13 protein-coding genes are annotated in these 13,463 nt (G+C 60.6%); 5 read left to right on the forward strand and 8 right to left on the reverse strand.

Annotation, left to right across the window (positions count from 1 at the left end; translation table 11 throughout):
• Positions 1-75: 75 nt before the first annotated feature.
• Positions 76-738, reverse strand: coding sequence for a glutathione S-transferase family protein (locus tag AC1DU9_RS16350; RefSeq protein WP_223463765.1), 663 nt, complete (start codon positions 736-738; stop codon positions 76-78).
• Between the two features lie 156 nt (positions 739-894).
• Here AC1DU9_RS16350 and AC1DU9_RS16355 point away from each other — a divergent pair, with 156 nt between their 5' ends.
• Together AC1DU9_RS16355 and AC1DU9_RS16360 are read left to right on the forward strand one after the other, a co-directional pair.
• A complete protein-coding gene (locus AC1DU9_RS16355) occupies positions 895-1,827 on the forward strand; it encodes a GlxA family transcriptional regulator (RefSeq protein WP_223463764.1) in 933 nt (310 codons plus the stop codon).
• A gap of 102 nt (positions 1,828-1,929) precedes the next feature.
• On the forward strand, positions 1,930-2,904 hold the full coding sequence (locus AC1DU9_RS16360) for a carbon-nitrogen hydrolase family protein (RefSeq protein WP_223463763.1): 975 nt from the start codon (positions 1,930-1,932) through the stop codon (positions 2,902-2,904).
• 67 nt (positions 2,905-2,971) lie between these two features.
• Here AC1DU9_RS16360 and AC1DU9_RS16365 read toward each other — a convergent pair whose 3' ends face one another.
• The gene (locus AC1DU9_RS16365) at positions 2,972-3,478 is read right to left on the reverse strand and encodes an HvfX family Cu-binding RiPP maturation protein (RefSeq protein ID WP_223463762.1); all 507 of its coding nucleotides are present in this window, start codon (positions 3,476-3,478) and stop codon (positions 2,972-2,974) included.
• Positions 3,479-3,827: 349 nt separating this feature from the next.
• On the opposite strand from AC1DU9_RS16365, the gene AC1DU9_RS16370 reads away from it, so the two are divergent.
• Positions 3,828-5,330, forward strand: coding sequence for an aldehyde dehydrogenase family protein (locus tag AC1DU9_RS16370; RefSeq protein WP_223463761.1), 1,503 nt, complete (start codon positions 3,828-3,830; stop codon positions 5,328-5,330).
• A 61-nt stretch (positions 5,331-5,391) separates the two neighbouring features.
• Here the strand turns inward: AC1DU9_RS16370 and AC1DU9_RS16375 are convergent, their stop codons facing one another.
• Positions 5,392-6,051 carry a carbonic anhydrase gene (locus AC1DU9_RS16375; RefSeq protein ID WP_223463760.1) on the reverse strand — a complete coding sequence of 220 codons (660 nt, stop codon included), beginning with the start codon at positions 6,049-6,051 and terminating at the stop codon, positions 5,392-5,394.
• A gap of 61 nt (positions 6,052-6,112) precedes the next feature.
• Positions 6,113-6,580, reverse strand: coding sequence for a cyanase (gene cynS, locus AC1DU9_RS16380; RefSeq protein WP_223463759.1), 468 nt, complete (start codon positions 6,578-6,580; stop codon positions 6,113-6,115).
• A 123-nt stretch (positions 6,581-6,703) separates the two neighbouring features.
• Between cynS and cynR the strand changes: the two genes are divergently transcribed.
• Positions 6,704-7,585, forward strand: coding sequence for a transcriptional regulator CynR (gene cynR, locus AC1DU9_RS16385; RefSeq protein WP_223463758.1), 882 nt, complete (start codon positions 6,704-6,706; stop codon positions 7,583-7,585).
• Between the two features lie 188 nt (positions 7,586-7,773).
• Here the strand turns inward: cynR and AC1DU9_RS16390 are convergent, their stop codons facing one another.
• From AC1DU9_RS16390 to AC1DU9_RS16400, 3 genes are all read right to left on the reverse strand, one after another.
• A complete protein-coding gene (locus AC1DU9_RS16390; protein WP_032829393.1) occupies positions 7,774-8,103 on the reverse strand; it encodes a hypothetical protein in 330 nt (109 codons plus the stop codon).
• Positions 8,104-8,625: 522 nt separating this feature from the next.
• Positions 8,626-9,129, reverse strand: coding sequence for a GNAT family N-acetyltransferase (locus tag AC1DU9_RS16395; RefSeq protein WP_223463757.1), 504 nt, complete (start codon positions 9,127-9,129; stop codon positions 8,626-8,628).
• A 64-nt stretch (positions 9,130-9,193) separates the two neighbouring features.
• The gene (locus tag AC1DU9_RS16400; protein WP_263289960.1) at positions 9,194-11,140 is read right to left on the reverse strand and encodes a DNA topoisomerase III; all 1,947 of its coding nucleotides are present in this window, start codon (positions 11,138-11,140) and stop codon (positions 9,194-9,196) included.
• Positions 11,141-11,396: 256 nt separating this feature from the next.
• Here AC1DU9_RS16400 and AC1DU9_RS16405 point away from each other — a divergent pair, with 256 nt between their 5' ends.
• Positions 11,397-11,765, forward strand: a complete 369-nt coding sequence (locus AC1DU9_RS16405) for a DUF427 domain-containing protein (RefSeq protein ID WP_223463755.1) — start codon at positions 11,397-11,399, stop codon at positions 11,763-11,765.
• 54 nt (positions 11,766-11,819) lie between these two features.
• Here the strand turns inward: AC1DU9_RS16405 and AC1DU9_RS16410 are convergent, their stop codons facing one another.
• Positions 11,820-13,442: an MFS transporter gene (locus AC1DU9_RS16410; protein WP_477810480.1), complete on the reverse strand. Its 1,623-nt coding sequence runs from the start codon at positions 13,440-13,442 to the stop codon at positions 11,820-11,822.
• Positions 13,443-13,463 lie beyond the last annotated feature (21 nt).

The following is a 13,463-nucleotide window of genomic DNA, read 5'->3' on the forward strand; positions in this document are numbered from 1 at the left end:
CCTGCACAATCAGATAACACTTGACCGACGGTTATTATTCGTCGGCTTTTCTGTTTTTGCGCCCATTGTCCACCTCTACCGAAAGCGCTCCGGGATGGCCTCGGCAAACGGATACCAGGAAAACCAGGGTCTTGCCTCGTCGATCACGCGCTTGACCGAGGGCCTTTGGACCAACCTGTCGAAATAAGCACTCAAGTGCTGGTAATCGTCGGGAAATGGCACGAGGGTGCTGGCATAGAACAGCGCCGGGGCGGCGGCGCAATCGGCCATGCTGAACGCCGGGCTGGCTGCCCAGGTGTTGGCGGCCAGCTGACGTTCAAGCATGCCGTACGCTGTCATCAGCGCGGCGCGTTCCCGGGTCAGGTCGCCGTTGGCGGCGCTCATTCGGTCAGCGACGATCTTCTGCATTGGCACCTGAATGTGGAGGTCGAAAAAGCGATCCCACAGACGTACTTCCAGGGCTGCCTCCCAATCGTGCGGAATCAGCTGCGCCTGGCCGGGATGAAGCCGGTCCAGATATTCAATGATCACACTCGATTCAGGCACAGCCTTTTGCCGGGCGTGATCGTGAAGCACCGGGAACTTGCCGATCGGCCACAGCGCTTGAAGTTCGGCCCGGTCGGCCTCGTTGCCCAAGTCGATGAGCCTTTTTTCAAACGCGATGTCCAGTTCATAGAGCGCGATCAGCGCTTTGTGGCAGAACGACGAGAGCGGGTGGAAATAAAGAGTCAGTGGCATCCTTCAAATCCTCGGTCAGATGGAAACCGCTTTATTATCCGTCGCCATCCGCCAATCCGCGAGGCGCTCCACCCTGATGTCCAGCGCGGGCCGTTCGGGTTAGAGTGCAGATTCTGGCCTGAATATCAGGCATGCCGCGTTTATGGTCATATCGCCATGCACCAGATCGGACTCATTGTTTACCCCGGTTTCCAGGTTCTGGGCCTGGCCATGTGTGCCGCCTTCGAGTTGGCCAACAGCGCCATGGATGAGCCGTTGTACCGCATTGCATTACTGTCCGAACCGGGTGGCCTGGTGCAGACGTCCGCCGGTTTTGCTGTGAAGACCGAAGCGTTCGACCAGCGCTCGTTCGATACGCTGCTGGTCCTGGGCGACAACCTGATCCGCCCGACCACGCCGGGCATGCTGGAGTTTTTGCGCCGCGCCAGTCACGGCACCCGACGCCTGGGCTCGATTTGCACGGGGGCGAATGCCTTGGCGGAGGCCGGTTTGCTCGACGGTCGGCGGGCGACCACCCATTGGGCGCATGTGCCGGCCTTTCGCAAGGCCTACCCGAACGTGAAGGTCGAGGAAGACCGGATCTTCATCAACGATGGCCACCTGTGGACCGCGGCGGGCATGAGCGCATGCGTGGACCTGGCGTTGGCGCTGGTGGAGAAGGATCTGGGGGCCGACGTTGCACGCAAGGTAGCGCGGCAATTGGTGGTGTACCACCGGCGTTCCGGCGGACAGTCGCAGTTTTCGGTGATGCTGGAACTGGCCCCCAAGACCGATCGGATACAGGCAGCGCTGAACTACGCCAAGCAGAATCTCAAGTCCGCGCTGTCGGTCGAGGAACTGGCCAGCGTGGCCAATCTCAGTCCTCGGCAATTCAGCCGGGTGTTTCATGCCGAAACCGGCCAGTCTCCGGCCAAGGCCATCGAAAACCTGCGGGTCGAGTCGGCCCGGTTGATGATGGAAACCGGACGGCATTCCATCGATGTGGTGGCGACGGACACGGGTTTTGGTGATCGTGAACGTATGCGTCGCGCATTCATTCGTGCGTTCGGGCAGCCGCCGCAGGTGATTCAGCGCGCCAGTCGGGGTTGAATTCTTGATGTCCTGAAAGGTGGCGTATGCGACATTTGTGACTTTATATTATTATCGTAATCTTGATCTCGTTGAAACTTTTCCCTCAATGAGATCACCGCCATGACCCTCGTCAAAGCCGCCGCCGTACAAATCAGCCCTGTTCTTTACAGCCGTGAAGGCACTGTCGACAAAGTGGTGCAGAAGATTCTCGAACTCGGCGAACAGGGCGTGCAATTCGCGGTGTTTCCGGAAACCATCGTGCCGTACTACCCGTACTTTTCCTACGTGCAGTCGCCGTTCGAAATGGCCGCCGAACACCTCAAGCTGCTGGACCAGGCTGTCACCGTGCCTTCGGCCGCCACCGATGCCATCGGCGCTGCAGCCAGGCAAGCCGGCATGGTCGTATCCATCGGCGTCAATGAGCGCGATGGCGGTTCGCTGTACAACACGCAGTTGCTGTTCGATGCCGACGGCTCGCTGATCCAGCGTCGCCGCAAGATTTCCCCGACCTACCACGAACGCATGATCTGGGGTATGGGCGACGGTTCCGGACTGCGGGCCGTCGACAGCGCGGTAGGGCGCATCGGGCAACTGGCCTGCTGGGAGCATTTCAACCCGCTGGCCCGTTATGCCTTGATGGCCGATGGCGAGCAGATCCACGCGGCCATGTACCCGGGGTCGTTTGCAGGTCCCCTGTTCGCCTCGCAAATGGAAGTCAGTGTTCGCCAGCATGCCCTGGAGGCAGCGTGCTTCGTGGTCAATTCCACGGCGTGGTTGTACCCCGAGCAACAGGCGCAGATCATGGCCGACACCGGTTGCACCATCGGCCCGATCTCCGGCGGTTGTTATACCGCGATCATCAGCCCGGATGGCACGGTGCTGGGTTCGTTGCAGGAGGGTGAGGGCGAGGTGATCGCCGACCTCGACATGGGCCTGATCGACAAGCGCAAACGCATGATGGATTCCCGCGGTCACTACAGCCGCCCCGAATTGCTGAGCCTGCTGATCGACCGTACCCCGCAATCCCAAGTGCATGAACGCAGTGCGCATCCGAAGCTGGCCGAAGAGACCGGTGCGGAGGAAGTGACCCGTTAGTTTCAGGCAAAAAAACAGGGGACTTCATGGAAGTCCCTTTTTGTTTGTCCGGGTTGCAGGTTTCGTTTCAACGACGCCAGAAGAAACGAGTAAACAGCGCATCGATACTGAGCTTGCCGCCACCCGACAGCAACAGCGGCGTGAAGGCCACCAGGTAGATCAATGGCAGCTTGAAGTTGCCATAACCCTTGTTGCTGATGGCATACCCTTGGGCAAGTTCGCTCAGGGTGTGCCAGTCGGCGGGCCAATGGATGGCGGCGGTTGCGACGAGGGTCACCACCATCAGGCTCAACGCCGAAAAACGCGTGCCCAGGCCCAGTAGCAAGGTCATGGAAAAGATCAGTTCGGCCCACATCGACAGTTCCCAGTTCAGCGTTGCTGGAAGGTGGTCGAACGGAAACGGGAAGCGCTCCTGGATATCGGTGAACCAGTTCTGGCCGTTGAATTTCTCAAGGCCCGACTCGAAGAACTCCCAGGCGAGGAACACCCGCAGCGCCAAAGGCGCAACCCAGTCGCCGGCACGGTCGAGGGTCAGGTGCAGGCCTTTGACGGCCGAAGAAATGGAGGTGCTCATGGATGTTGATCTCTTTCAGGTCAGGGAGGCGGGGCAACGGCGTGCCCGGTGAGTTGAGCGTTTGACCGGCGTGGCCAATCGACAGGCGTATTTCATCAATGGGGTGTATCTGCGGTGTGTCGTTGTGGCAGGGTTTTGAGTGCGGGGTGTGTCAGGGGCGGGGCTGTATACACTGAGATACGTAAGCGGTCACCACATACCCCTTACCCCTGTGGAGCGAGCTTGCTTCGGGCGGCGATCCGACGATGGTATTGATGTTGGATGGAATGGCCTCTTCGCGAGCAGGCTCGCTCCCACAGGGAAATTGCTATACATTTTTCGGCCGCCCATTGCATGGTGTAACCGTTTCATGTCTCTTGCGCTCGAACGTCTAGTCGCTGGCACGCCCATCCCTTTCGCCGGTAATCGTGTCACTGTCGTCAGCCCCGAACTGGCGCAACGCTTCCAGCCCGGTGACCACCTGCTGGTGGAGCAGGTCAGTGGCGAGTTGCTGCTGATCCCCGTGGCGGACCAGCAGGCGGCCAGCGTCGCGATCGAGCGCGCCGAAGCGGCGTTTACCGCGCTGTCGGCGGTGTCCGATCAAGCGATCAGCGCCTTCTTCGATCTGTTTGCCCAACGCCTGGAAACCCCGGAGTGCTGGGCCTTGATCGAGGCCGCCAACCTGGCCGACATCGAACGGGCCAAGGCGCGCGGTCGCTCGACCACCCGGTTGCTGGCCGATGAGCGCATGCGTCGCGACATGATCGCCGGCCTGCGCGCCTGGCGTGATGCAGCGGCCAGCCGTGGCAAGGTGATCAGTTGCGTCGAGCACGATGGCTGGAAAGTCGAGCAAGTGGTCTCGCCGCTGGGCATCGTCGCCTTTGTCTTCGAAGGCCGGCCGAATGTGTTTGCCGATGCGGCCGGTGTATTGCGCACCGGCAACACCGCCGTGCTGCGCATCGGCAGTGATGCGTTGGGCACGGCCCAGGCGATCGTCACCCACGCACTGAACCCTGCGCTGAGCGACGCCGGCTTGCCGGCCGGTGCGGTGTCGCTGGTGGAAAGTGTCAACCACGCCGCCGGTTGGGCGATGTTCGCTGACCGGCGCCTGTCATTGGCAGTGGCCCGTGGTTCGGGGCGCGCCGTCAGCCAGTTGGGCAGCATCGCACAGCAGGCCGGCACGGCGGTCAGCCTGCACGGCACCGGTGGTGCGTGGCTGATCGCCAACGCCGATGCCGACACCCCGCGTTTTGCCGCCGTGGTGCGCAACTCCCTGGACCGCAAGGTCTGCAACACCCTGAACGTCTGCCTGATTCACCGCGACCGTGCCGCTGAACTGGTGCCGCTGTTCCTCGACGCACTCAAGCAGGCCGGCACCGCACGCGGGCAGGGTTGCAAGCTGCACATCGTCGAAGGCAGCGAGTCGCACCTGCCGCAAGACTGGCTGGCTGCAACGGTCCAGGTGTACCGAGCCGAAGGCTATCAGACTGAGGCACAGGCCGAGCCGTTGCCGGAAGACCAATTGGGCCGTGAATGGGAGTGGGAAGAAACCCCGGAAGTCAGCCTGAAGATCGTCGACGACCTGGACGGTGCCATTGCCTTGTTCAATCGCTATAGCCCGCAATTCACGGTGTCCTTGATCAGTGAAAGTGCCGAGGCCCAGGAGCGTTTCTACAACGCGGTCAACGCGCCTTTTGTCGGCAATGGCATCACCCGTTGGGTCGACGGCCAGTACGCGCTGAACAAGCCGGAACTGGGGCTTTCGAACTGGGAGAGCGGGCGCCTGTTTGCGCGCAGTGCGATTCTCTCGGGTGATGGCGTGTTCACCATTCGCAGCCGCATGACCCAGGTCGATCTGGGCGTCAAACGCTGAGCTGACGGAACCAGTGACCGCTGCAAGGGCGGTCACTTTTTTGATCAAACAGCGGTTCTGATCACGCGGCTTTGATCGTCTTGGCCGATACGGCGCAAGTGCCCGGATGCTCGACCAGCGACACGAAGCTCCGGCTGCCGGCATCCAGTGCGTCGATCGAACCGGTCTCGATGTCGTACACCCAGCCATGCAGGTTCAACAGGCCCTTTTCCTGGGCCAGTCGCACACTCGGGTGTGTCTGGATGTTGGCCAGTTGGGCGATGACATTCTCCCGAACCATCGAACTGACCTTGGCCGCTTCATTGGCATGTGGCCGGCCTTCGTTGATCACTTTCGCCGACTCGGCGTGTTGCAGCCAGCCGCTGACGGCAGGCAGGTGATCCATGCATGTGCACTTGGCCACGGCCGTCATGGCGCCGCAGTCCGAATGGCCGCAGATCACGATGTCAGTCACGCCGAGCACAGCGACGGCGTATTCGACCGTGGCCGATACACCACCTGGATGCGGACTGTAGGACGGCACGATGTTGCCGGCGTTACGGATCACGAACAGTTCACCGGGTTCTTGTTGGGTCAGCAGTTCCGGCACGACACGGCTGTCGGAACAGCTGATGAACAGCGTGCCTGGATGTTGGGTGGTGGCCAGGTGTTTGAACAGGTCGGTGCGTTGCGCAAAGGCTTCTTTCTGAAACTTCAAAAAACCGTCGATGAGCGCTTTCATGATCGCTTCCTCAAGGATGAGCAGGGTTCGGCCCGCACGGGGCGTGCGGGCCGGTATCAACTTAGAAGGGACGCAGGGGCAGGAACTTGCCGTCGAGGGTGATGACGGCGCGGGAGCCGCCTTCCGGATCTTCGACTTTCTTCATGTCGAGCTTGAAATTGATCGCGCTGATGATGCCGTCGCCGAACTGCTCATGAACCAGGGCTTTGAGGGTGGTGCCGTAGATCTGGATCATTTCGTAGAAACGGTAGATGGTCGGGTCGGTTGGCACACCCGAGAGGCTGCCGCGCAGCGGGATGATCTGTAGCTGGGCCACGGCGTCGGCGTCCAGTTCGAGTTTGTCGCCGACCACTTTGGCAGCGCTTTCCGGCAGCGGGTGTTGCCCGAGCAGGGCTGCGGTGACGTAGGCCAGGCTCAAACCTGTGCCGTCGGCCAGATCCTGCCACGACAGGTTTTTGCGCGCCTTGGCATCAAGGACAGAAGTGGTCAGGGCCAGGCTTGGGTCGTTGTAGGCATGGGACTGTTGCATGGTGATTCTCCTATCGGAAGGGGTGCCGCTTGGGTGTGGGGCCATCTTCTGCCGATCAATCCATAGCGTCCAAGACCGATATACAATGCAAGCTATAAGCACTGCCTATAGATTGAGAATCCCATGTTGCTTCGACATTTACGTTATCTGTTGGCGGTGGCCGAACAGGGTGGTTTCACCCGCGCCGCCGAAATGCTGCACGTGTCCCAGCCGACCCTGTCGCAGCAGATCCGCCAACTGGAAGAATCCCTGGGCGTGAGTCTGTTCGACCGCACCTCGCGCACGGTCAAACCCACCGATGCCGGCGAGGCTTACATTGAATGCGCGCGGCGGGTACTGGTGGAGCTGGAGGCGGGCAAGCGTGCGTTGCACGACGTGAAGGATTTGTCCCGCGGGAACCTGCGCCTGGCCATGACACCGACCTTCATGGCCTATCTGGTAGGGCCGCTGGTGCGCGACTACATGGCGCGTTACCCGAACATCCATCTGGAGATTTTCGAGCTTTCGATGGACGAGATCGAGGCGGGGCTGGCGGATGATTCGCTGGATATCGCGATTGCGTTTGATCAGGTGAGAAGCACCGACATCGAATCGATTCCGGCCTTTACCGAAACCCTGGGGTTGATGGTTGGGCGCGATCATCCGCTGTACGAACATCAGGACGCGTTGTCCGCTGAAGAGGTGGCTCAGCTTGAGTTTGCCCTGCTGACCCCGGACTACATCACCCGCACCTGCATCGATGAGTATTTCGCTCAGGCGCACATCAGGCCGAAAGTGGTGATTGAAGTGAATTCGGTCAACACGCTGCTGGAAGTCATCCGCCAGTGCGCCATCGCCACCATCCTGCCGGAACCCATCGCTACTCAGGATCGGGCGTTGCGCAAATTGTCCATGCAGGGCGCAGCGCCAGAGCGTGGGGCCGCGTTGCTTCGGCGCAAGAACAACTATCACAGTGCGGCGGCGGTGGCGTTTGTGGAGTTGGTGTTGGGGATGAGTGTTTCCTGAACACTGCAAACCCTTGTAGGAGCGAGCCTGCTCGCGAAGGCGGTGTATCAATTAGCATGGTTATATCTGACACACCGCCTTCGCGAGCAGGCTCGCTCCTACAGTTGGTTTTTATTCAAGCATAAAAAAGGCCTGCTCCTAATTGGGAGCAGGCCTTGTTTTTAACCAGTCAGTAATGACTTGTTTAATTAGTAGAACCGGTCAATCACCCGAACTTCGTTCTGATTCTGCATCGAGGCCCAGGCCTGTTTCAGGGTTTGCAGAACATTACCGATGAAGTCCTTGTCGGCCGCGGCCTTCTTGCCGACATAGCCCTGGCCGCGACGGTACATCTTCAGTCGGGCGAGCAGGTTCTGGTTGTTCTGGTCGAACTCTGCTTCATGGGCGTGCGGCGACAGGCAGTCGATATGAACCTGGCCACACTTGCTGATCCAGAGAATATGGTTGTCGTGGCTGTCTTTCTTTGCAGCGAAGATACGAGCCAGTTCATCGATAGTTGGTTGATTGTTCAGATTCATCATAAAGCCCCTTGACCAATTGGTGATCTTTCAAAGTTGATTCGCTAATACAGGTAGCCCATCGGTTAGTTGATCCCTGGCACCGAAACCAGGACGTCAGCGTTCGACCGCCTTATCGGGCGGGGTCCTGCGTCTGTTGCATGTAGTCGTGTTGAATAACTGCTACGCAATCGCGTCACAACGAAGAGAAGCGGCGAAAACCTTAAGGCCACTGCCGACGTTTTCAGGGTCGGCCACAAGCTTCATGAGGATTGCTCGCCAAGACTTCTCGCCCTTGTACTGGACGTTCAGGCCAGGTCAGCTTCTTCAATCTGCCTTGTGGGCAGCGTGTATCCGGGAAAAACAGCTCGGCGGTCAGACGAGCTTGCTCAAACGTGTTGCCTGTACTCCCGATCGGGGAGACGTCTGCATCATGCAAGGGCAAATCGGAGGCGTCAACGGTTTTGTAGTGATTATTTTTGGTCACTACATATTGTCGGACAATGCTGTCAGGAATTAGCGGGGCAGTCGAGGGCGTGTCGGTCAGGACGACAAAGGCGGACACTCAAAGCGGTAAAAAGTACAGGGATGGCGGTCAACCACCTGCTGATGCAAGGTGAATCCGCCAATGTCGAGCCCCGGCATCACGGCGGCCCAGAACAGGCGTGCCGGCTGGTTCGCCTCGATGTGGAAAATCTGCCATTGACCGGGGAATCGGCTCAAGAGGGTGGAAACGACAAATCGCGCGACACCCCGGCCACGGAAGCGTCGGCTGACAAACAGATAGCCGATGTTGTAGTCGGCACCGGGTAGATGGACCTGGTTATCCACGGACACGAAGCCGGCCAGTTCACCGTCGACCTTGATCAGGAAGGGCCGGGTGGCCGGGTTTCGCCAGTAGTCGGGCATGGGCAGGATGTTGAACAAACCGTATTCGCCCAGTTTCAGCGGCAGCCATTCGCTGAAGTCGTAGGTGTAGAACTGCATCAGGTTCTCGATGGTTTCCAGTTCATCGCGTTGGGCGGCGTGCAGTTCTATCGAGGACATGTGGGTTGGCTCCTGTCTCGGTCAGACAAGGATAGATCGTGCGATGAGTATCCTGTGGCGAGGGTTAAGTCTTGCTTGCCGGCTTTGCCCTGCGCTTGGTGCCGCTTGCTGGTTTGCGCGGGGCGCCTTTGCGTTTTTTCTTCCATGGGGCTGCGGCGGAACCGGTGGGCGGCGGGCCGCTGATGGTCATGCTCAGCCCGGCGCAGCGACTGACCTGCTTGCTCATCCACGCCGCCTGTTTGGTGACGAACTCTTCCAGGCTCATTTCCCCGCTTTGCACCATGTCCAGGGCCTGTTCCCAGATCGCCGTGGTGCCCGGATCGGCGATGGCCCGTGGCACGGCATCGATCAGGCTGAACGCGGCTGGCGTCGCGGCCAGGGCCTTGCCGTTCTTGACCAGGTAGCCACGGTCGAGCAGGCCCTGGATGATCGACGCGCGAGTCGCTTCGGTGCCGATGCCGGTGGTGTCCTTGAGCTTTTGCTTGAGCAGCGGGTCCTCCACCAGTTTGGCGACATTCTTCATCGCCTTGATCAGATCGCCTTCAGTGAACGGCTTCGGCGGCTGGGTCCAGAGGTCCTTGAGTTGCACGCCGGCCACTGCGCAATCGATGCCTTCGGCCAGGTTGGGCAGGGTCTGCGGCGCCGGGGCTTCGCGCCCCTTGGCCGGAGCCAGTGCTTCGGGCAGGGCGCGTTTCCAGCCTGGCTCGATGATCTGCTTGCCGACAGCGCGCAGAGCCTCGCCGGCGCAGTCGAAGTCGGCCTGGGTGCGGTCGTATTCGTGGTTGGGCAGGAATTGCGCCAGATACCGGGCGCGGATCAGCGTGTAGACCGCACGCTGTTTGCCCGCCAGCTTGTCGAGGTTCTTTGCCGCAGCGGTGGGGATGATGCCGTGGTGAGCGCTGACCTTGGCATCGTTCCAGGCCCGTGAGCGCCGTTGCGGATCAAGGTGATCGTGCAAGGCGTTCAACGCCGGATCCGCCTGGCGCAACGCCGCCAGAATGGCCGGTGCTTCGCTGTGCTGGCTGAGGGGCAAGTAGCCGCAATCACTGCGCGGATAGGTGATGACCTTGTGGGTTTCGTACAGCGCCTGGGCGATGTCGAGGGTTTCCTGGGCGCCGAGGCCGAGCTTCTTTGAACAGACCTCCTGCAGGGTGCCCAGGTCGAACGGCAGCGGGGCCACTTCGCGCATCCGTTCGGTGCGCAGCTTGATCACCCGCGCACTGGCCGCACCGCTCATGGCGGCCGCCGCCTGTTGTGCCAGCGCCTGATTCAGGCAGCGGTCCTGATCGTCGCAAAGGTCGGATGCCGCGCGCCATTGCGCGGTGAATGAGGTGCCGTTGTGCAGCAGTTGCACATCGATGGCCCAATAGGGGACGGGCACAAAGTCGGCGATGCTGCGATCGCGATCCACCACCAGGCGCAACGTCGGCGTTTGCACCCGGCCGACCGGCAACACGCCTTGGTAACCGGATTGGCGCCCCAGCAGGGTGAACAGTCGGCTCATGTTCATGCCGATCAGCCAGTCGGCCCGGGAACGCCCCAGGGCCGAGTGATAGAGGCTGAAGGTTTCGTTCCCCGGTTTGAGGGCCGCGAGGGCCTTGCGGATGGACGCATCGTCCAGCGCCGACAACCAGAGGCGGCGGATCGGCCCGCGATAGCGGCAATGCTCCACCAGTTCCCGGGCGATCATCTCGCCCTCGCGGTCGGCGTCCGTGGCAATGATCAGTTCGGACGCTTCGCCGAGCAGGCGCTTGACCGCCTTGTACTGGCTGGCGGTGCGCGGCTTGACGGTCATTTTCCATTTTTCGGGAATGATCGGCAGGTCGGCCAGCACCCAGCGCTTGTAGCGGGCGTCGTAGGCATCCGGCGGTGCGGTTTCCAGCAGGTGGCCAATGCACCAGGTCACCGTGACGTCCGTTCCCAGCCAGCAGCCATCGCCCCGGCGCCGGGCGCCGAGGACTGCCGCGATGTCTTTGGCCTGGGAAGGTTTTTCACAGAGGTACAGCCGCATAACCACCATCGTCGATCTATGTGTCAGAGGTGCACAGAATGGCGGTTGATGGGTAATGGAGCAATCTTTATCTGTATGGATGTACAGTTTTGTGTGTCGCTTCCGTTCGGCTGCGAAGCCGTCGCGAGGGTAAAACTTGGGTTATACCTGATAAATCGTGGTTTCAGGTTTTGGGGCTGCTGCGCAACCCATCGCGGGCAAGCCACGCTCCCACAATCGATTTGCAGGTCCATCACCGTCATGAGGAACGTTTTCCATGAAAAGCTCCGGTCCTAGTCCTGTCATCACCATCGCCGAGCAGCCCGGCTGTCTGCTGGTGAGATTTCACGGTATTCAGGTGGCCGCCTCGGCGCGGGCCCTGGTGTTGCTGGAGGCCAACTATCCGCCGGTGTACTACGTGCCGCGAGAGGACATCGACGAGAAGTATTTCGCCCGCACCGACCACACCAGCTATTGCCCGTACAAGGGCGATGCCAGCTATTTCAGCCTGCAGGTGCCGGGGCATGAAGGCGCCAACGCGGTGTGGAGTTACGAGGATCCCAAGGTGTCGGTGGAGCAAATCCGCGGATACCTGGCGTTCTACCCGGATCAAGTGAAGTTCGAGTTGCTGGATGCCGAGGTCTGATCGGGGCTGATCGCCGCGACGAGGGAGCCAGCTCCCTCGTCGACATGCATAACCTCAGTTCTTGTCGAGATCGACGTTGCGCGTCTCACGCAGGCAAATCATCCCCACCACCAGGCTCACCCCGGTGATCACCACCGGGTACCACAGCCCGTAGAAGATGTCCCCGGTGTACACCACCAGCGCAAACGACACCGTCGGCAGGAAGCCGCCGAACCAGCCGTTGCCGATGTGGTAGGGCAGGGACATCGAGGTGTAGCGGATGCGGGTCGGGAACAGTTCGACCATCAACGCCGCCAGCGGGCCGTAGCACATCGCGGAGATGATGATCAGCGCGACGATCAGTGCCACGATCATCGGCTTGTTGATTTGCTGCATGTCTGCCTGTTGCGGATAACCGGCGAGGGTCACGGCACCGCGCAGGGCGGCTTCGTCGAAACCGTCGATCTTCACGTCACCGATGCTGACTTGCACGCCGCTCCCGACCGGTGCGACAGCACTGTTGTACGGCAAGCCCTGTTTGACGAGGAAGGTCTTGACCTTGTCGCACGGGCTATCGAATTTCGCCTTGCCCACCGGGTCGAACTGGAAGGTGCAGGTGGCCGGGTCGGCCATCACGGTGATCGGTGCCTGGCGGCTGGCCTGGTCGATGGCCGGGTTGGCGTAGTGGGCCAGGGTCTTGAAGATCGGGAAGTACAGCGCGGTGGCCAGCAGCAGGCCGATCATCAGCACCGGTTTACGCCCGACCTTGTCCGACAGCCAGCCAAAGAAAATGAAGAAGGGGGCGCCAATGATCACGCTGACAATCAGTAAACCATTGGCCACGGCCGGGTCCATTTTCAGGAACTGGGTGAGGAAGAACAGCACATAGAATTGCGCGGCGTAGAAGGTCACCGCTTGCCCGGCATTGATGCTGAACAGGGCGATCAACACCACCTTGAGGTTTTCCCATTTGCCGAAGGAGTCGCGAATCGGCTGTTTACACAGCTTGCCTTCTTCTTTCATTTTCACGAAGGCCGGCGACTCGTGCAGGCTCATGCGAATCCAGGTCGAGATGCCCAGTAGCACGATGGAAAACAGGAACGGAATGCGCCAGCCCCAGACTTCGAACTGATCGCCGGTGAAGTAGCGGCAGCCCAGCACCACCAGCAGCGAGAGCAGCAGGCCCAGGGTCGCGGTGGACTGAATCCAACTGGTGTGGAAGCCACGCTTGCCGATGGGCGCGTGCTCGGCGACATAGGTCGCGGCGCCGCCGTATTCACCGCCCAGGGCCAGGCCCTGGAGCATGCGCAACACCACCAGGATGATCGGTGCAGCGATGCCGATACTGGCGTAGGTCGGCAGCAATCCGACGCAGAACGTTGCCAGGCCCATGAGAATGATGGTGGCGAGGAAGGTGTACTTGCGCCCGATCATGTCCCCCAACCGACCGAATACCAGCGCACCGAACGGCCGGACGATGAAGCCGGCGGCGAAGGCCATCAGCGCGAAGATGAATGCCGTGGTGTCGTTGACCCCGGCGAAAAACTGCTTGCTGATCACCGCCGCGAGGGCGCCATAGAGGAAAAAGTCGTACCACTCGAAGACCGTCCCGAGGGACGAGGCGAAGATGACTTTCTGGGTTTCCTGGCTGGTGCCCGTGCTGCGCACGGCTTCCAGGGTTTGAACGTTCTCTGACATACCGGTATCCCTCACAGTGAT

The organism is Pseudomonas sp. P4_C1, assembly GCF_056402155.1.